This is a genomic window from Streptomyces sp. NPDC040432, assembly GCF_055595445.1.
Map to the genome: position 1 here is coordinate 358,586 of NZ_JBVIVP010000002.1, position 18,348 is coordinate 376,933.

Consider the following 18,348-nt stretch of genomic DNA (forward strand, 5'->3'; position numbering starts at 1 on the left):
AACGACGGCCCGGGGTGGCGGGCGGCGGACGACTCCACTCCGGGTGCGGGCGGGGCCAACCGCCCATAATCTCCGAAATGTGACTCCGCCCCCCTGGACGAAGAGGCGCTCCGCCGCCCGGATATCCCTGCGCACCGGACTGGCCCTGGCCGCCGCGCTGCTGGCGTTCGGCGGGTGGGGGGTGGTCGGGGCGCCCGCGGCCCGGGCCGAGGATCCCGTCACCCTGTCCCGGCAGGGGCAGGTCACCGACCGCGTGGGCGCCCTGGGCGACCGGCTGCCCGCGGTGACGGCGGCGCTGGACAAGCTGTACGCCGAACGCCGGATCCAGCTCTTCGTCACGTACGTCGACGACTTCTCCGGGCGCTCCGCGCAGAGCTGGGCGGACGCCACGGCGCAGAAGAACGGCCTCGGGCAGAGCGACGTCCTGCTCGCGGTGGCGACCGGGGCGCGGCAGTACGCCTATTCGGCCGACACCGACTCCGGTTTCACGGAACAGCAGCTGGCCGATGTCGCCCGGACCGCCATCGAGCCCGCCCTGAAGGAGAACGACTGGGCGGGCGCCGCGATCGGCGCGGCGAACGGCTACGCCGCGGTGCTCGGCGGACGGCCGGTGCCGGTCCCGACCATCACCCCCGGCGAGGCCGATCCGGGCGGCGCCGCCGGCGGCGAGAGCGGCGCGGGCGATTTCGTACTGCCGGTGGTCGCGGTCGGCGCGGCCGGGGCGCTGGGGGCGTACGCGTACAGCCGCCGCAGGCGCGGCAAGGGCGGCGGCGGGCGCGGTGCGGCGACTTCGCACCAGGGCTGGGACGGGCAGCGGGCCGAGACGCCGCTGCCGGAACTCGACGCCCGGGCGAAGGCGCTGCTGGTCGGGACGGACGACGCGGTCCGCACCAGCACCGAGGAACTCGGCTTCGCCTCGGCGCAGTTCGGCGACGAGGCCGTCGCCGGCTTCACGGAGGCCGTGGCGCACGCGAAGGACGAGCTGACGCACGCCTTCCGGCTGCGCCAGCAGCTCGACGACGCCTACCCGGAGGACGACGCGACCCGCCGCCGGATGCTGGACGAGATCGTGGCCCGGTGCACGGAGGCGAACCGTCGGCTGGACGCCGAGTCGGAGGCCTTCGACCGACTCCGCGACCTGGAGAAGAACGCCCCTCGGGCGGTGGAGACCGTGGAGGCCCACTTCCGGGAGCTGACCGGGCGGACGACGACGGCGGTGGCGACGCTGGCGGCGCTGGCCGGTCGGTACGCGGACTCCGCGTCGGCGCCGGTGGCCTCCAACCCGGAGCAGGCGAAGGACCGGCTGCTGTTCGCGACGACCCACCTCGGTGAGGCCCGGGCCGCGCTGAACGACGGGGAGAACGGCAGGGCGGCCGTCCACGTACGGGCCGCCGAGGGCGCGGTGGACCAGGCGGCGACCCTGCTGGACGCGGTGGAGCGGCGGGCGCAGGAGCTCGCGGAGGCCGCCGGGAAGCTGCCGGGCGCGCTGACGGAGACGGAGTCCGACCTCGCCGACGCCGCCGGGCTGCTGACGGGCACCACGGAGGGCACCTCGACGGCGGACCTGCGCGGGCGGATCGGCCGGGCGCAGGCCGTACTGGCGGACGTGCGTCGGGAACAGGAGGCCGGCCGGTACGACCCGATCGACGCCCTGCGGCGCGTGGAGGAGGCCGACGCGGCGCTGGACGAGTCGCTGGCCGGGGCGCGGGAGCAGGAGACGGGCCGGCGGCGCGCGGCGGGCCTGCTGGACCAGGCCCTGCTGTCGGCCCGCAGTGCGATCGGCGCGGCGACGGACTACATCACCACCAGCCGGGGCGCGGTCGCCAGCCAGGCCCGTACCCGGCTGGCGGAGGCCCAGCGGCACCTGGAGCGGTCGGTGTCGCTGGCAGGTTCGGACCCGGCGGGCGCCCTGACGGAGGCGCAGCAGGCGGACTCCCTCGCCCGGCAGGCGCAGCAGCTGGCGGAGCAGGACGTACGGGCCTACCAGAACCCGTACGCGGGCTCCCGCGCCGGTGGTGGCCGCGGCGGAGCCGTGCTCGGCGGCATCATCCTCGGCGAGATCCTGCGCGGGGGCGGGGGCGGGGGCTTCGGCGGGGGCGGGTACGGCGGCCGGGGCGGCTTCGGCGGGGGCGGCGGCGGGAGCCGCGGTCCCGGTTCCTTCGGCGGCGGGGGGACGCGCGGCCGGATGGGCGGTGGCGGCCGCTTCTGACCGACCCGCGCGAGCCGCGGCCCACGCCCCGCGGCGCGTCACGCACCGGACCTTGACGTTCCCTCACCAGGAGAGACCCATGAGCAAGCAGACCATCCTCGGCCGCGTCACCCAGCTCGCGAAGGCCAACATCAACGCGCTGCTGGACCAGGCGGAGGATCCGCAGAAGATGCTCGACCAGCTGATCCGCGACTACACGAACAACATCTCGGAGGCCGAGCAGGCGGTGGCCACGACGATCGGCAACCTGCGGATGCTGGAGGCGGACCACAAGGAGGACGTGGAGGCGGCCGCCGAGTGGGGCCGGAAGGCGCTGGCCGCCAGCCGCAAGGGCGACGAGCTGCGGACGGCGGGGGGCGCCGCGGACGCCGACAAGTTCGACAACCTCGCGAAGGTGGCCCTCGGCCGGCAGATGCAGTCGGAGCGGGAGGCGAGGACGGCGGAGCCGACGATCGCCGCCCAGACGGAGGTCGTCGACAAGCTGAAGGCGGGCCTGACGTCGATGAAGGACAAGCTGACGGAGCTCCAGGCGAAGCGGGACGAGCTGGTGGCCCGGGCCAGGACCGCGCAGGCGCAGAACACGATGATGGACGCGGTGAAGAACATCGACGTCATGGACCCGACCAGCGACCTGAACCGCTTCGAGGAGAAGGTCCGGCGGGAGGAGGCCATGGCGACGGGCAAGCAGGAGCTGGCGGCGTCCTCCCTGGACGCGCAGTTCGAGTCCCTGGAGGACCTCGGCAGGACCTCGGAGATCGAGGCCCGTCTCGCCGCCCTCAAGGCGGGCGGTGCGGGCAGGGCGGCCTGACCCGGCCCGACCCGGCCCGACCCGGCCCGACCCGGCCCGACCCGGACCCGTGGGGGTGCGCGGCGGCGCACCCCCCGCGTCCGGCTATCCGTACAGGCCGAGGAGTTGTTCCGCCGTCAGTTCGGTGACGGACTCGCCCGGACCGCCCGGCATGGGCAGGGGGAGTTCGAACCAGACGGTCTTTCCCCGGTGGGTGCGGCGGGTGCCCCAGCCCGCGGAGAGCAGGCCGACCAGTTGGAGTCCCCGCCCGCCCTCGTCGGTGTCCCGGGCACGACGGCGTCGGGGCTGGGCCAGGTTCGCGTCCCACACCTCGCACACCAGGGTCCGGTCCAGCAGCAGGCGCAGCCGGATCTCGCCCTCGCCGTACCGAAGGGCATTCGTCACCAGCTCGCTGACCAGCAGTTCCGTGGTGTCGAGCAGGCCTTCCAGCCCCCATGCGGGCAGTTTGCCCCGGGCCAGTTCACGGGCACGGCCGACCGAGCGGGCCTCGCGCGGCAACTGCCAGTCCCCGACGGCGTCCAGGGGCAGTCCCTGGACGCGCGCCATGAGCAGGGCGATGTCGTCCTCCCCGTGGCGCGTGTCGAGGGTGTTCAGCACGTGGTCGCAGACGTCCTCCAGCGGGCGCACCGGATCCGCGAGCGCCTCGCGCAGTCCCCGCAGCCCCTCCTCCAGGGGGTGGTCGCGGGATTCGACGAGCCCGTCGGTGTAGAGCGCCAGCAGGGCTCCCTCGGGAAGTTCCACCTCGACCTCCTCGAAGGGCTCGCCGCCCACGCCGAGCGGCATCCCGGTGGGGATCTCCAGGAGCAGGCCGGGACGGGGGACGCCGCCCTCCTCGGCGGGCTCGACCAGTACGGGCGGCATGTGGCCCGCGTTGGCGATGGTGCAGCGCCGGGTCACCGGGTCGTAGACGGCGTAGACGCAGGTGGCGAGGTACACCTCGGACCGGTCGGCGTCCCGCGAGTGCAGGGCCGCGCGGGACGCCTGCTGCGAGCCGCCGGGGGCGCCGAGGCCGCGCGCGACCTCGTCGAGCGCGGTGAGCACCTCCGCCGGTTCGAGGTCCAGCAGGGCCAGGGTGCGTACGGCGGTCCGTAGCTCCCCCATGGCGACGGCGGCCCGCAGGCCGCGGCCCATCACGTCGCCGACGACGAGGGCGGTGCGGTGTCCGGGCAGTTCGATGACGTCGAACCAGTCCCCGCCCACCTCGGTCGCCGCGTTCCCCGGCAGGTACCGGCAGGCGATGTCGAGTCCGGCGGCCTCCGGGTCGCCGGGGGGCAGCAGGCTGCGTTGCAGTATCAGGGCCCTTTCGTGTTCCCGCCGGTAGAGGCGGGCGTTGTCGATGCAGACGGCCGCCCGCGCGGCAAGTTCGACGGCGACGGCCCGGTCCCGCTCGCCGAAGGGCTCGCTGCCCTTCGTACGGGAGAACTGGGCGAGGCCGACCACCGTGTCGTGGGCCACCATCGGCACGAGCAGCGTGGACTGCACGAGGTCGTCCGATCCCCCGGCGGGGGCGAGCCGGGGCCGTGCCGTGCGCAGGGCCAGCGCCCCGGGCGAGGCGGCCGGATAGCGGTGGATCTCCCCCACGGAGACCAGTGCGCCGGGCCCCGACAGCGGGGCGTCCGACACGGCGGAGGCGAAGGCGACCCGCCGCAGCGCCGCGGAGGGGGCCCGCCCGGCGCCCTGCCCGGGCAGCGAGGGCACCCCGGGCCCCTGCGGGCGGGCGGGGCGGTCGTCGTCACCGAGCAGCAGCCCCTGGTAGAGGTCGACGGCGGCCAGGTCGCAGAAACCGGGGACGGTGACGTCCAGCAGTTCCCGCGCGGTGGTCTCCAGGTCGAGGGAGTTCCCGATCCGGTGCCCGGCCTCGTTGAGGAGGGCGAGGTTGCGGCGCACCCCGGCGGCCTCGCGGGCCGCGAGGTGACGGCGGGTGACGTCGGTGCCGATGCCGGCGATGCCGATCGGCAGACCGGTGCCGCCGTGGACGCGGTAGAGGTTGATGGACCAGTGGCGCTTCTCGCGGCTGCCCGGGGCCGCACCGGTGATCCTCAGGTCGGTGACGGATTCACCGGTCTCCAGGACCCGGCGCAGGGCTTCGGCCATCCGGTCGGCCTCGTGGGCGGGCAGGTAGTCGTGCACGGTCCGGCCTCGGTGCTCCTCCACGGCTCCGCCGAAGACGGTCGCGAAGCGGCGGTTGGCGCGCTGCACGGTCAGGTCCGTACCGAAGAGCAGGAAGCCGAAAGGAGATTGGCCGAATATCGCCTGCGAGGCCGCGAGATCGGATTCGATCCGCCGCAGCGCGCGGACGTCCACGACGACACACAGCGCCGCCCGCTCGGCGGTCTCGGTGAGCGTCGGCATCACATAGATCTCGGCCACCCCGTGCGCCCCGTTCCCATCGGGGATCCGGAAGGGGATCAGGCCCGTCCACTCCTTGCCGTCGAGGATCTCCGCGACCTTGCGGTGCCCTCCGGCCCGCAGCTCCGGGGGCATGAACGCCTCGACCGGATCGCGCCCGACCGCCTGGGCGGCGGTGAGCCCGAACAGCTCCTCGGCGCGCAGGCTCCATTGGTCGACGAGCCCGTCCGGACCGATCGAGAAGGAAGCGACCTTTATGTAGTCATATATCGAGCCAGGCGGACTGCTGTGCCACAAGGAGTCGTGCCATGTCTCCCTGGGCACTCGGCCCTGATGTGCCTGCGCAGGTATCTCGCTCACGCGACCGTCCCCTCCAGCTCACCGCAACCGGACCGGCCATGACCGAAGTATTCAGCACCACGGCCCCGGACGGCACGGCGTTCACGATCACAAAAAGGTCCCGTTGTTTTCGAGCCACGTCCGGTGATCGTTGGCCACCCTTCACCTTGTTACTCACCAGGAAGAGCCAACTCGAACCACACAGTCTTGCCCGATTTCCCGTGGCGCGTTCCCCAACGCTGTGCCGAGACGGCCACGAGGTGCAGTCCCCGGCCCCCCTCGTCGTCCGGCTGGGCGACCTTCGCGCGGGGTGGATCCGGAAGCGGATCGGAAACTTCCACGAGCAGCGCGTCGCCGCCCACCAGGTCCCCGGCGGCCGGTTTGCGCCGTACCAGACGGACCCCGATGGGGCCGGAGGCGTAGCGCAGGGAGTTCGTCACCAGCTCACTGACCAGCAGGACGGTGACGTCCCCGACGGCGTCCAGACCCCAGGAGCGCAGGGTGCCCCGGACGGCGTGGCGGGCGGTGCGGACGGCACCGGGTTCGGCGGGGAAGGCCCATTCGGCACGTTCACCGTCTGCGTCGATCACGCCGATCACTTCCCGGGCCAGCAGTGACCCCAGTCCGGTTCGTCGGGGACGAAAGGGGGACAAGATAGGGATTAATAGCGACATACCCGATATTCAGGGCGTCGTACCACTCGATCCCCCACGCACCGGCGCACGGTGGCGCAGACGGCCTACCGCGTGAGCGTCATGCGCCCCGGTGCGCCCCGTCGTGCGGATCCGGGAGCGCGGCGGCGCGCAGTCGGCGCCCGGCCTCGGCGACCGCGGGGCGGTCCTGGTCGAGCCAGTCCACGGAGTCCAGCTCCGCGGGCGCCAGCCAGCGCAGCTCGTCGTGGTCCTCCAGCGGGGCGGGCTCCCCCGACACCAGTCGGGCCGTCCACACGTGCAGCACGAGGCCCGGCCCGAGCGGCCACTCCCCCGGGATCCGCTCCAGCGCCTCGGTCTCGACGCCGAGCTCCTCGCGCAGTTCGCGCACCAGGGCCTCGGGTACGGATTCGCCGGGCTCCGCCTTGCCCCCGGGGAGCTCCCAGCGTCCGGCCAGCTCGGGCGGGGCGCTGCGCCGGGCGGCCAGCAGGCGCCCGTCACGGCAAAGGGCCCCGCCCACGACCACGCGTTCAGTCATGGACGGAGCCTATGCCGGCGCCGAGGGCCTGCCGACGGTCGGGCCCGCGCGGGCCGGCCCGCGCCCGGCCGCCCTGCGGGCCGACCGCCCGGCCTCAGTTCGTGGTGGCGGTCTGCGTGCCCTGTCCGATCCGCTCGACCCAGTAGAGCTGCTTGTGCCCGCGGTCGTCGAGGCTGTCGACCACCTTCTGGGCCTCGACCCGGGTGGGGTACCGACCCACCCGGTAGCGGTTGCCGTTGTCGTCCTGACGTATGACCAGCCACGGGAGCAGGGCACCGCTGTCGTTCATCGCGCTTCACCCTCCGCCGATGTACCTGCCCAGGAAACCGCATTGCGCATATGCCCGAGCTTACGCCCGACCTTTACTGTGCGGATACGGTTTTTCACGAAGAGGTACCTCGTGGGCGTACGCATCCGGCCAGGCGTACGAAAGGGCCGTGTGCGCCGGTTCGGACCCGGCGTACGCACGGCCCTTCGTGGGCGGAGCAGGGGTGCGTGGCAGTGGTGTGCGCGACCCCCACGCCGGGACCGTTCACGGCGTTCGACCTGGCCGGGCGGTCCGTTCCGCGGGCCGCCGGGGCGATCAACCGGCGCGGGACGAGGGCGAGTCCGGCGGCGACGGAGGCGGCAGAAGGCCTTCGGGGCGGGTCCCGAGGACCCGGCAGAGGGCGAAGGTCGACGGGGCGGGGGCGATCACCATCGCGCCGAAACCCGCCGGGTCGACGGCGTACGGGTGGGCCGCTGTGGGCCGGTGGCCCGGGAGCGGGGGGTGGCGGCGGTGTCCGTCACGCCTCCCGGAGCCGGGGCCGACGCATGACGGACTGTCACTCCCACACGCCGTCCGGAGATGACGCCGCGGCGCGCGCCACCGCGCGGCTGCCCCCACCGGCCCCGCCTCCGGTCGGCCCCGCCCGCCGGTCCGCGCGCCCCCGGCCGCGGTGGCCCCGGATCGGATCGACCGGCGGCGGGGCCGCCGCGCGGCTACCGCACCGGCAGGTGGTAGGTGAGGCGGTAGCGGTCCGCCGGGACGACGACGTCGGCGGTCTCCACCGCCCGCCCGGACGCGAAGTAGGTACGGCTGACGACGAGCACCACGTGCCCCGGGACCCCGCCGAGCGACATGATCTCCTCGGCCAGCCCCGGTCTGGCACCGACCTCCTCCACCACGTTGTCGACGACGACGTCGATCGCGGCCATCCGGTCCACCACCCCGGAGCCGCCCAGCGGCCCCTCCTCCGGCAGCATCACCGGGGTCCGGCCCGTCACGGCGAGCGGCTCCCAGGAGGTGGAGAGCATCATCGCCTCCCCCGCGTCGCGGAACACGTACCGCGTGCGCATGACCCGGTCGCCCGGTTCGATGCCGAGCCGCTTCGCGATCTCGGCCGGCGCCTGCGCCTGCTCGCTGTTCGACTCCCACGTACCGCGCGCACCCGTCTCCGCCTGCTCCTGCCGGAACGGTGTCGACGCGCCGCCCGTGCGGTAGCCGGAGCGCGCGACCCGGCGGGGTACGGGTTGCTCGCGCACGTAGGTCCCGGAGCCGGAGCGGCCCTCGACCAGCCCCTCGGCCATGAGGACCTTGCGGGCCTCCAGGGCGACGGTGTCGGAGACCCCGTACTCCTCGCGGATCCGGGCCTGCGAAGGGAGCCGGGCGTGCGGGGGCAGGGACCCATCGACGATCTTCCGTCGCAGATCACCGGCGACACGAAGATAGGCCGGCTGCTCACCGAAAGTCACTGGCCACTCCCATCAGGTTGACAGACAGCTACACCCTGGCAACCGACGGTTGTACTGCGCAAGCACGGGCCAGAGTTTCACCCGAAGTGATGAAGCCAGGTCACTCAAACCCGTTACCAGGCGTTACACACCAAGCCCCGAACCGCTCCTCAGACCGACTCCGCCGAGGGGGCGCTCCCCGCATCCTCGCCCGCGTCACCCGGATAGTCCTCAAGCCACTCCGGAACCACGGTCGACAAACCGTAGGCGCCGCGCAGCGCCTTCTCCGTGTCCACCGAGACCGCCGCCAACGCCTGGTCCCACGCCTTCTGGAAATCGGCCGGCCGCGAAGCCGCCGACGCCTTCTGCCACGCCTTGCGCGCCGCGTCGATCTCCCCCAACTGCGCGGCCGCCGCCGGCCCCGTCCCCGGACGCCGCGTCACGTCCTGGAGCATCCGGGCCTCCGCGCCCAGCGCCTCCTCGACCTCCCGCGCCCACGTCCGGTACCGCGGCAGCGCGTCGGCGACCTCCGCGTCGGGGCCGCGCCCCAGCGCCTGGTCCGCCGTGTTCAGCGAGCGCAGCAGGGTCACCTGCTCCGGCGTCAGCATCCCCTCGTCCTGGCGCAGGCTGCCCCGGTGCTCCTCCTCCGAGGTGCCGATGACGCAGATCAGGCGCCGGTCGCCCTCGCGCCAGGATTCGCGGGAGGGCGCGAAGTAGAACATCTCCGCGTAGGCGGGCAGCGCCCACGTGTCCATCGCGTAGGCGTCCTGCGACTTCCAGCACATGTCGGTGACCGTCTGCTGGAGCTCCGGCGTGCCGGGGAAGGAGGCGAGGTCGAGCAGGGTGGTGGAGGTCACCTCGGCGTCGTGCACCTGCCCGCAGCCGATGCGGTGGGCGAGCGGGTCCTCGTCGAGGAGGTCGCCGCCGGGGACGTTGAAGCACTCGCCCACCCGCAGCTCCTCCATGACGGCCGGCTCCCCCTCGGCCTCCTCGTACGTCCGGGACGGTGCCATCCGGTCCAGGAAGGCACCCCCGTGGGCGCCGATGCCCACCGCCGCGACGACGGTCATCACCAGCGAGACCACCAGGCCCACGACGGCCAGGGCCCTGCCCCGCTCCCGCTTGCGCGCGATCTGCACCAGCGCCACGATCCCGAAGACGATCCCGAGCGGCGGCAGGCACAGCAACCCGACCAGCAGCGAGGCCAGCGCGAACCCGTTGAGCGCGGGCGGGTACGCGTGGGCCGGCGGGCCCCACACCGGCGGCGGGGACGGCGGGGGCCACTGGTGGCCGGGGCCGGGGGCCTGCGGCCCGGGCGGGGTGCTCACGGGGTGAGGTGCTCCATCACGGGGGACGCGAACGAATGCGCGAAATAGTACGCAGCGGGGGCGACCGGCATTCCGGTCGCCCCCGCGTTCACCGCGCGATCCAGCCTGTTATCGCGCCCCTTGCCACCCGGTCGCCCGGGAGGTCGTCAGAACTGCAGCGCCCACGAGTCGATCTTGCCGACGTCGGCGCCCGCCAGGTCGGCGACCCGCAGCTTCCAGACCCCGTTGGCGACCTCGGAGGAGGCGTTCACGGTGAAGGTCTGGATGATGTTGTCCGCGCTGCCGCCGGTGCGGTTGCGCAGGTTGTAGACGGAACCGTCGGGGGCGACGAGGTCGACCTTCAGGTCACCGACGTAGGTGTGCTTGATGTCGACCGGCACGCTCAGCGTGGCCGGGGCGTTGCCGGTGATCCCGCTCACGGTGATCGGCGACTCGACGGTGGAGTTGTCGTTGATCGCGTAGTCGTTGAGGTTCTCGAAGCGGGTCCCCGGGCCGGGCGGGGTGGTGCCCCCGCCCACGTTCAGCAGGCGGTTCGGGGAACCGGAACCCGGGCTGGTGACCACGTTCGGGGTGGCCGCGGCGACCAGGCCCGCCGAGACCTGCGCCGGGGTGCTCGCCGGGTTCTGCGAGAGGTAGATCGCGGCGGCTCCCGCGACGTGCGGGGAGGCCATGGACGTGCCCGAGATGGTGTTCGTCGCGGTGTCCCCGGTGCCCCACGTCGAGGTGATGTTGGAGCCGGGCGCGAAGATGTCGAGGATGCTGCCGTAGTTGGAGAAGCTGGACTTGGCGTCGGTGTTGGTGGTGGAGCCGACGGTGATGGCCTCGCCGACGCGCGCCGGGGACTTCGTGCTCGCGTCGGTCGACTCGTTGCCCGCCGCGACCGCGTACGTGATGCCGGCGGCTATGGAGTTGCGGACCGCCGTGTCGAGCGCGGAGTCGGCGCCGCCGCCGAGCGACATGTTGGCGACGGCCGGCTTGACGGCGTTGCGCGTCACCCAGTCGATGCCGGCGACGACCTGGGCCGTGGTGCCCGAGCCCTGGTTGTTGAGCACGCGAACGCCGACGATCTTGGCCTTCTTGGCCACGCCGTGCGCCGTGCCGCCGACGGTCCCCGCGACGTGGGTGCCGTGCCCGTGGCCGTCCTGGGCGGTGTTGTCGTTGTCGATGGCGTCGTAGCCGTAGGAGGCCCGACCGCCGAAGTCCTGGTGGGTGATCCGGACCCCGGTGTCGATGATGTAGGCGGTGACGCCCTCACCGGCCTTGTCGGGGTACGTGTAGCTGTTGTCCAGCGGGAGCGCGCGCTGGTCGATGCGGTCCAGGCCCCATGACGGCGGGTTGGGCTGGGTGGCGTCGACGGTGAAGACACGGTTCTGCACGACCGACTTCACGGCGGGGTCGGCCGCGAGCCTTCTGGCCTGCGCCTCGGAGACCTCGACGGAGTACCCGTTGAGGGCGGCGCTGTAGGTGCGGTCGATCCTGGCGCCGTAGCGCTTGGCGACGGCCTTGCCGCTCTCGGCGGTGGAGCGGGCGGCGGAGTCGTTCAGGGTCACGATGTAGCTGTCGGAGATCGCTCCCTCGACACCTGCGTTCTCGATGACGCCCAGTGCGCCGTTGTCGGCCGCCGAGGCGGGGAGGGCGGCGGCCGCGCCGAGCGCGAGTGCCACGACGGCGGTCGCGCTGATGCCGGCGAGCTTCCGGCGGGTTTGACGCATCACGGACATGTGAGGGGTCCTCCTCATAAGTGGTGCGCTGCGGGGGGTGTGCGACGGCACACGAAGACCCTGAAAGGCATGTTCATGACAATGAACGGTGCCCAACAGGCCGTCGCTTCCGAAAGGTTGACCCACCTGTGCGTCATCCCACAAGAGGACAACGGACGCGTAACATCCGTGCCATACAACGGCCATGATTGAGCAAAGGCGTTCCGCACATGACGCACGCACTCCCTGGTTACCTCTGCCCCGAGGACGGCACCCGCGCGGACGTGCGGACCGCCCCCTGGTGCTGCCCGGTCTGCGCCGGCCCCTGGGACCTCGACTTCGCACCGGATCCGGCCATCGCCCTGGAACCGGCCGCCGGCCCGCATTCCCTGTGGCGCTACGCGGCCGCGCTGCCCCTGCCGGGGGCGTTCTCGGTCACCCTGTCCGAAGGGCACACGCCGTTGGTGCCGTTGGCGGAACGCGTTCACGCCAAACTCGACTTCCTGATGCCGACCCTGTCCTTCAAGGACCGCGGCGCCGTCATGCTCGCGGAAGTGGCCCGCCGACTGGCCCCCGAGCGGGTCGTCGCGGACAGCAGCGGCAACGCCGGAACCTCCGTGGCGGCGTACTGCGCGCGGGCCGGGCTCAGTTGTGAAGTTTTCGTGCCCGAGGGCACCTCGGAGAAGAAGACCGAGCAGATGCGGGCCCACGGGGCGACCGTACGGATCGTCCCGGGCGGCCGTGAGGCCACCGCGCAGGCGGCCCGGGCCGCCGCCGACGCCCCCCGCGTCTTCTACGCGAGCCACGTCTTCAACCCCTACTTCCTCCAGGGCACGAAGACGTACGTGTACGAGATCTGGGAGGCCATGGCGGGCCGGCTGCCCGAGGTCCTCGTCGTCCCGGTCGGCAACGGGACCCTGCTCCTCGGCGCCGCGCTGGCGGTGGAGGAACTGGCCCGGCGCGGGGTGCGGCCCCCCGCGCTGATCGCCGTGCAGGCGGCGGCGGTCGCCCCGCTGGCCACCGCGTTCGCCTCCGGGGCGCAGGACGCGGAGCCGGTGCCCCAACTGCCGACCCTGGCCGAGGGGATCGCGATCCCGGCGCCGCCCCGGGCCCGGCAGATCCTGGCGGCCGTACGGAAGTCCGGCGGCACCTTCCTGACCGTCCCCGACGACCGGCTGCGCGAGGCCCAGCGGGACCTGGCCGGCCGGGGCCTCTTCGTCGAGCCGACCGCGGCGGCCTGCTGGGCGGCGGTCCGCCCGGGCGCCCCCGAGGACCCCTTGCAGGGCCGCTCGGCGGTGATCCCCCTGTGCGGCGCGGGCGCGAAGACGGGCCTGGCGCCGTAACGCACCCGGGGCCGGGTCGGGGCGGGGCGGGGTCGGGCCGGGGTCGGGCTCCGGCGGGCGGAGTGACATGGTGTCGGAAATCCGCCAGCCCCCGCGGGGCCGTTCTGGTGGACTGCACCCATGAACGACACCCGTGACCTCGCCTTCCGCGCCGCCGCCTTCTCCGCGCTGCACACCCCCGCCGCCCCGCTCGCCCTCGCCAACGCCTGGGACGTCGCCAGTGCCCGCGTCGTGGAGGCGGCCGGATCCCGCGCGGTCGCCACCACCAGCGCCGGCGTGGCCTGGTCCCTCGGGTCGCCCGACGGGGACGCCCTCGCCCGCGAGCGGGTCCTCGACCTGATCGCCCGCGTGAGCGCCGCCGTGTCCGTACCCGTCACCGCCGACATCGAGGGCGGCTTCGGCGCCGACCCCGCCGGGGTCGGGGAGACCGTCACCGGGGTGCTGGCCGCCGGGGCCGTCGGCGTCAACATCGAGGACGGCGACCGGGACCCCGCCGACCACGCGGAGCGGCTGGCCGCGGCCCGCGCCGCCGCGGGGGCCGCCGGGGTCCCCCTCTTCATCAACGCCCGCGTCGACACCTACCTCCGTGGTCTCGGCGATCCGGAGACCCGGCTCGACGAGACCCTCGCCCGCGCCGCCGGTTACCTCGAAGCGGGCGCCTCGGGGATCTTCGTGCCCGGCGTGGTCGACCCGGCCACCGTCGCCGAGCTCGCCAAGGGCATCGACGCGCCGCTCAACGTCCTCGTCGGTCCCGGCGCGCCGTCCGTCGCCGAGCTGGGCGCCCTCGGAGCGGCCCGGGTCAGCCTCGGCTCCTGGGTCGCGGAGGCCGCGTACGCCGTGGCCCGCCGCGCCACCGAGGAACTGCTGGCCGGCGGGACGTACGGCCCGCTCGCCGACTCGCTGTCGTACGGCGAGTTGAACGGCCTGCTCAAGGGCTGAGAAAACAAGAAGCCTGCATGGGGCAACGACCCTAGGATCCGGACATGCGCACCTCAACCACGGCCGGGAGCGGCCCGCCGGCTCCCCCGCACCGCAGGATCACCGGCGCGGTCTGGACCGCCCTCGCCCTGGTCTACGTCGTGTGGGGTTCGACCTACCTGGGCATCCGGATCGTCGTCGAGACCATGCCGCCGTTCCTCTCGGCCGGGGCCCGTTTCATCACCGCCGGACTGCTGCTGGCCGGGATCGTCGCCTGGCGGTCCGGGCCGGCCGCGCTCAGGGCCACGGGCGCGCAGCTGCGCTCTTCGGTCCTGGTCGGGATGCTGCTGATCCTGGGCGGCAACGGCCTGGTCGTGCTCGCCGAGACGCACGTGCCGTCCGGGTTGGCCGCGCTGCTGGTGGCGAGCGTGCCGATGTGGGTGGTCGTGCTGCGGGCGGTCGGCGGGGACCGGCCGCCGGCGCGGACGCTGCTCGGCGTGCTGGTGGGTCTCGCCGGGCTGGCCGTCCTGACCGCTCCGGGGTTCGGCGGGGAGGTCCGGCTGTCGGGGGTGCTGATGGTGGTGGCCGCGGCGGTGTCGTGGTCGCTGGGCTCCTTCTCGGCGTCGAGGGTGCCGCTGCCCGGCAACCCGTTCACGGGCAGCGCGTACCAGATGCTCGCGGGCGGCACCGGCGGGATCGTCGTCGGCCTGTTGCGCGGCGAGCAGCGCGATCTGGACCTCGGCGCGTTCTCCACCGCCTCCTGGGTGGCCCTGGCCTACCTCGTGCTGATCGGGTCCGTGGTCGGGTTCACCGCGTACGCGTGGCTGCTCCGGGCGGCACCGCTGTCGCTGGTGTCCACGTACGCGTACGTCAATCCGGTCGTCGCCGTGGCGCTCGGCACGCTGATCCTCGACGAGGCGCTGACCTGGCCGATCCTGCTCGGCGGCGGGATCGTGGTGGCGGCGGTCGGGGTCATCGTCAGTACGGAGCGGACGCCGCGGCGGACGACCCGACCGGCGGGGGCGGACGCGGAACCGTCACCGGCGGGGGCCGAGGCGGATGGGACTCCGACGGACACCGACGCGGATCGGGCTCCGACGGACGCCGACGTGGATCAGCCGCCGGCAGCCCGCTCGTAGAGGGCCTTGGCGCGCTCGTCGTACAGGGCCGCCGTGGAGTCCACGTCCGTGTCGCCGCCGCTCAGCACACCGATCAGCCGGCCGGGTCGGTCCGGTGCGCCGCGGTCGGCGATCCAGGGGCTGCCGCTGGTGCCCGTCCAGAAGCCCGAGCAGCTGATGTACAGCATGTCGGGGTCCTCGTCGTCGTGGCGCGTCCGGGTGGTGCAGGAGACCGGCTTGTTCTGCGGGTTGTGCTCGGATTCCGGATAGCCGATCACGGTCACCTCGCGCTCGTACCCGGAGGTCCACTCGGGCCGGGGGGCCTCTCCGCCGCCGACGCGCTGTTGGAGGCTGCGTCCTTCCTCGTCCGGCTCGATGGTGAGGAAGGCGAAGTCGGCGGTGTCGTCACCCCACTTCGTCCAGCGTTCGTCCACGTGGATCGAGCTGACCTTCCAGACGCCGAGCGGCTGGGTGCCCGCGCCCTCGCCGGAGAAGGCGGGGGCGAAGGCGAGCTCGCCGATGGCGAGGCCGTCGTGGGCGACCTCGCCGGGCTGCCCGTCCTCGCCCGCGGGGGCCACGCAGTGCGCGGCGGTGGCGACGACGTTGCCCCGCGGGCTGTCGACGACGCTCGCCGTGCACCAGTGCTCGCCGCCCGCCATGAGCACGCCCACGGTGGGGAACGGGTGCACCGACCGGTCCTCGGACGCCTTGAGGAGGACGACGGCCGCCACCGCCGCGATCCCCGCCACGGCCGCGGCCGACACGCTCCTCACCACCGGGCTCAGCGCACGGCGGGTTCGGGTGTCGGCGCTCGCAACACCTTGCTGATCCACGCCAGCGAACCCTCCCTCATCCCCCGTACGTAGGACTTCCCGTTGTGCTCACCATCCTGGATCACCTGGAGCCGGGTGTGCACGGGGCCCCTGCCGTGCTGCTTCATGAACTTCTCGGCCGCTTCCCGGCCGCTCTCCTTCGTCCCGATCTGGAAGTTGATCCAGACGTCGGGGCCGCCCGTCCTGATCAGCTTCTCGGCGAGCTTCTCCGGGTTGTTCTCGTCCATGGCCTGCCGGTTCCCCTTCCACAGCGGGGAATCGGGGACGAAGTCGACGCCGCTGGCGATGACCGCCTTGAAGCGTTCCGGGTACTTCAGGACGTGCTTGAAGGCCCCGAATCCGCCCGAGGAGGAACCCATGAAAGCCCATCCGTCGCGCGAGGTGAAGGTGCGGAAATTGGCCTTCGTGAAATCCGGGACGTCATCCGCCATCCAGGTGCCCATCTTCGGCTGGCCGGGGATGTCCGAGCCGTCGAAGTGGTTCTTGGTGTCGGCGTTGATCACCGGCATGACGAGGATGAAGGGCAGGCTGGTGCCCTCCCTCGCCCCGTCGATCACGGCCTGCTGGAGGCCGAGCCCGGGCCCGGTGCCCCAGTAGTTCTTGGGGTAGCCGCGACCTCCGGGCAGGGCGATCAGCACCGGGAAGCCGCTCTTGGCGTACCGCGGGTCGTCGTACTCCTTCGGCACCCACACCCACACGTCCCCGGTGAAGCCCGACTTCGCCCCGGTCAGGGTGGTCACGGCGATCTGGGTGCCGTCCGGCAGCCTGCTCGTACGGCTGAACGAGGCCTTCGGGCCGGTGGGCATCAGCACCTCGGGCCGGATGTCCTCGGCGGCGGCCGACTCCTGGATCTTCCCGAAGGACACCGGATCCCCTATGTCCGAGAAGAGGCCGGTCATGTACGCCGCCCCGCCGCCCCCGGCGACGAGGAGGAGGGCGAGCCCGCCGATCAACACCGGACGCCGAAGCTTCGGGCGACGACGACCCCCGGTCGTGGGGCTGTCGCCGCCTTGCTGGTCATGCTGCACGGATTGTTCCCGTTCCTTCTGCGGCGCCCTGGTTGGGCGCGAGTCGGACCGATAGGTCCCCCTTACACACCTGACAGAGGTGTGAACGACCGTAAGGGTTGCCTGGGAGCGGGGCGACGTGGCGAGGGCCACGCGGGGAGGGCGGGAACGGGTGCGCGGGTCACGGCCGGGCGGGAGCCGGGCACGGGCGGGGCCGGGCGCGGCGGGGGCCCGGCCGGGCCGGGCGGATCAGCCCGCGTCGGGCTTCGGCGCCTTCAGGACCTTGCTGACCTCCGCCAGGGCGCTCTCCTTCATGCCCCGGACGTAGTCCCAGCCGTTGTGGTCGCCGCCCACGATCTCGTGGATGGTGACCTTGACGGGGCCCTTGCCGAACTGCTGCCGGAACTTGTCCAGGCGGGCGCGACCGCCCTCCTTGGTCCCGTACTGGAAGGCGACGTGGACCTCGGGGCCCTTGGTGTCGATCAGCTTCTGCGCGAGCTTCTCCGGATTGTTGGCGTCCATCTCCGCCTGGTGGCCCTTCCACAACGGGGAGTCGGGAACGATCTCACCACCGTTGGCGATCACGGCCTTGAACTTGTCCGGGTGCTGCATGACGTGCTTGAGGCCGACGAAGGCGCCGGAGGAGTTGCCCATGAAGGCCCACCCGTCGCGGGACTTGTACGTGCGGAAATTGGCGCGGGCGAAGTCCGGTATGTCCTCGGATATCCAGGTGCCCATCTTCGCCTGCCCGGGTATGTCGGAGCCGTCGTAGTAGTACTTGGCGTCCGGGTTGAGGACGGGCATGACCAGGATGAAGGGCAGGCTGCTGCCGGCCTTGGCGCCCTCGCTGACGGCCTTCTGGAGGCCGAGGCTGCGGTCGGACCAGTAGTTGTCCGGGTAGCCGTTGCCGCCGGGCAGCGCGATGAGGACCGGGAAGGCGCTCTTCGCGTACTTCGGGTCGTCGTACTCCTTGGGGGCCCAGACCCAGACGTCGCCCGTGAAGCCCGATTTGGCCCCGGCCAGCCGGGTCTTGGCGATGATCGTGCCGTCGTCGAGCTTGGCGGTCTGCTTGAAGGCGGCCTTCGGCCCCGAGGGCAGGAGCACGTCCGGGTCGCCGCTCGGCGTGGCCGGGGCGGCGTCGGGGGACTGCGCCTTGGACTTCGCCCCGCCGTCGGACGCGGCGCCCTGGTTCTTCCCGAAGCTGACGGCCTCGCCGTTGCCGGAGAACCACTCGTACTTCCAGGCGGCGAAGCCCCCACCGCCGAGGACCAGCGCGCAGGCGACGCCCGCGCCGATCCATATCGCGCGGCGGGACCGCTTGGGCGCGCGCTCGGGCTCGCCACTGGACGGCTGCTGCGGGTACTGGTGCACGAACTTCGCTCCGAACGGTCATGACTGTCCCGGGCGGGACAGAACGGCTGGACATCCCGTTGGTTCTGATGGGCGATTGCCCGGGACAGTTCCACAACAGGGCAAGAACTTGCCCCGAAAAGCC

General features: G+C 72.9%; 15 protein-coding genes. 5 read left to right on the forward strand and 10 right to left on the reverse strand.

The genetic code is table 11. The features are described 5' to 3' along the window. Positions 1–79: 79 nt before the first annotated feature. Together ACZ58N_RS05310 and ACZ58N_RS05315 are read left to right on the forward strand one after the other, a co-directional pair. Positions 80–2,209 carry a TPM domain-containing protein gene (locus ACZ58N_RS05310; RefSeq protein WP_471155840.1) on the forward strand — a complete coding sequence of 710 codons (2,130 nt, stop codon included), beginning with the start codon at positions 80–82 and terminating at the stop codon, positions 2,207–2,209. A 79-nt stretch (positions 2,210–2,288) separates the two neighbouring features. Continuing rightward, positions 2,289–3,017 (forward strand): PspA/IM30 family protein, encoded by a 729-nt coding sequence (locus ACZ58N_RS05315; RefSeq protein WP_471155842.1) that lies wholly within the window; start codon positions 2,289–2,291, stop codon positions 3,015–3,017. An 84-nt stretch (positions 3,018–3,101) separates the two neighbouring features. Here the strand turns inward: ACZ58N_RS05315 and ACZ58N_RS05320 are convergent, their stop codons facing one another. From ACZ58N_RS05320 to ACZ58N_RS05350, 7 genes are all read right to left on the reverse strand, one after another. Further along, on the reverse strand, positions 3,102–5,726 hold the full coding sequence (locus ACZ58N_RS05320; RefSeq protein ID WP_471155844.1) for a SpoIIE family protein phosphatase: 2,625 nt from the start codon (positions 5,724–5,726) through the stop codon (positions 3,102–3,104). 149 nt (positions 5,727–5,875) lie between these two features. Beyond that, positions 5,876–6,304 carry an ATP-binding protein gene (locus ACZ58N_RS05325; RefSeq protein WP_471156560.1) on the reverse strand — a complete coding sequence of 143 codons (429 nt, stop codon included), beginning with the start codon at positions 6,302–6,304 and terminating at the stop codon, positions 5,876–5,878. A gap of 154 nt (positions 6,305–6,458) precedes the next feature. Continuing rightward, complete coding sequence (locus ACZ58N_RS05330) at positions 6,459–6,893, reverse strand: (deoxy)nucleoside triphosphate pyrophosphohydrolase (RefSeq protein WP_471155846.1); 435 nt, start codon at positions 6,891–6,893, stop codon at positions 6,459–6,461. A gap of 94 nt (positions 6,894–6,987) precedes the next feature. Next, positions 6,988–7,182, reverse strand: coding sequence for an SPOR domain-containing protein (locus ACZ58N_RS05335; protein ID WP_389711410.1), 195 nt, complete (start codon positions 7,180–7,182; stop codon positions 6,988–6,990). A 692-nt stretch (positions 7,183–7,874) separates the two neighbouring features. Beyond that, a complete protein-coding gene (locus ACZ58N_RS05340) occupies positions 7,875–8,627 on the reverse strand; it encodes a GntR family transcriptional regulator (RefSeq protein ID WP_471155848.1) in 753 nt (250 codons plus the stop codon). Between the two features lie 149 nt (positions 8,628–8,776). Beyond that, on the reverse strand, positions 8,777–9,934 hold the full coding sequence (locus tag ACZ58N_RS05345; RefSeq protein ID WP_471155851.1) for a DUF4190 domain-containing protein: 1,158 nt from the start codon (positions 9,932–9,934) through the stop codon (positions 8,777–8,779). 146 nt (positions 9,935–10,080) lie between these two features. Next, positions 10,081–11,655 (reverse strand): S8 family peptidase, encoded by a 1,575-nt coding sequence (locus ACZ58N_RS05350; RefSeq protein ID WP_471155853.1) that lies wholly within the window; start codon positions 11,653–11,655, stop codon positions 10,081–10,083. A 209-nt stretch (positions 11,656–11,864) separates the two neighbouring features. On the opposite strand from ACZ58N_RS05350, the gene ACZ58N_RS05355 reads away from it, so the two are divergent. The 3 genes from ACZ58N_RS05355 to ACZ58N_RS05365 all read left to right on the forward strand — a co-directional run bounded on the left by ACZ58N_RS05355 (position 11,865) and on the right by ACZ58N_RS05365 (position 15,034). Next, positions 11,865–12,977: a threonine synthase gene (locus ACZ58N_RS05355; RefSeq protein WP_471155855.1), complete on the forward strand. Its 1,113-nt coding sequence runs from the start codon at positions 11,865–11,867 to the stop codon at positions 12,975–12,977. A 120-nt stretch (positions 12,978–13,097) separates the two neighbouring features. Continuing rightward, a complete protein-coding gene (locus ACZ58N_RS05360) occupies positions 13,098–13,916 on the forward strand; it encodes an isocitrate lyase/PEP mutase family protein (RefSeq protein ID WP_471155858.1) in 819 nt (272 codons plus the stop codon). A gap of 44 nt (positions 13,917–13,960) precedes the next feature. Further along, positions 13,961–15,034, forward strand: a complete 1,074-nt coding sequence (locus ACZ58N_RS05365) for an EamA family transporter (protein WP_471155861.1) — start codon at positions 13,961–13,963, stop codon at positions 15,032–15,034. On the opposite strand, the gene ACZ58N_RS05370 is transcribed toward ACZ58N_RS05365, so the two are convergent. The 3 genes from ACZ58N_RS05370 to ACZ58N_RS05380 form a co-directional block, all read right to left on the reverse strand. Next, a complete protein-coding gene (locus tag ACZ58N_RS05370; protein ID WP_471155864.1) occupies positions 15,010–15,777 on the reverse strand; it encodes a trypsin-like serine peptidase in 768 nt (255 codons plus the stop codon). The genes ACZ58N_RS05365 and ACZ58N_RS05370 overlap by 25 nt on opposite strands. A 17-nt stretch (positions 15,778–15,794) precedes the next feature. Beyond that, positions 15,795–16,874 carry an alpha/beta hydrolase gene (locus tag ACZ58N_RS05375; RefSeq protein ID WP_471155867.1) on the reverse strand — a complete coding sequence of 360 codons (1,080 nt, stop codon included), beginning with the start codon at positions 16,872–16,874 and terminating at the stop codon, positions 15,795–15,797. A gap of 228 nt (positions 16,875–17,102) precedes the next feature. Then, complete coding sequence (locus ACZ58N_RS05380; protein WP_471155869.1) at positions 17,103–18,224, reverse strand: alpha/beta hydrolase; 1,122 nt, start codon at positions 18,222–18,224, stop codon at positions 17,103–17,105. Positions 18,225–18,348: the final 124 nt, after the last annotated feature.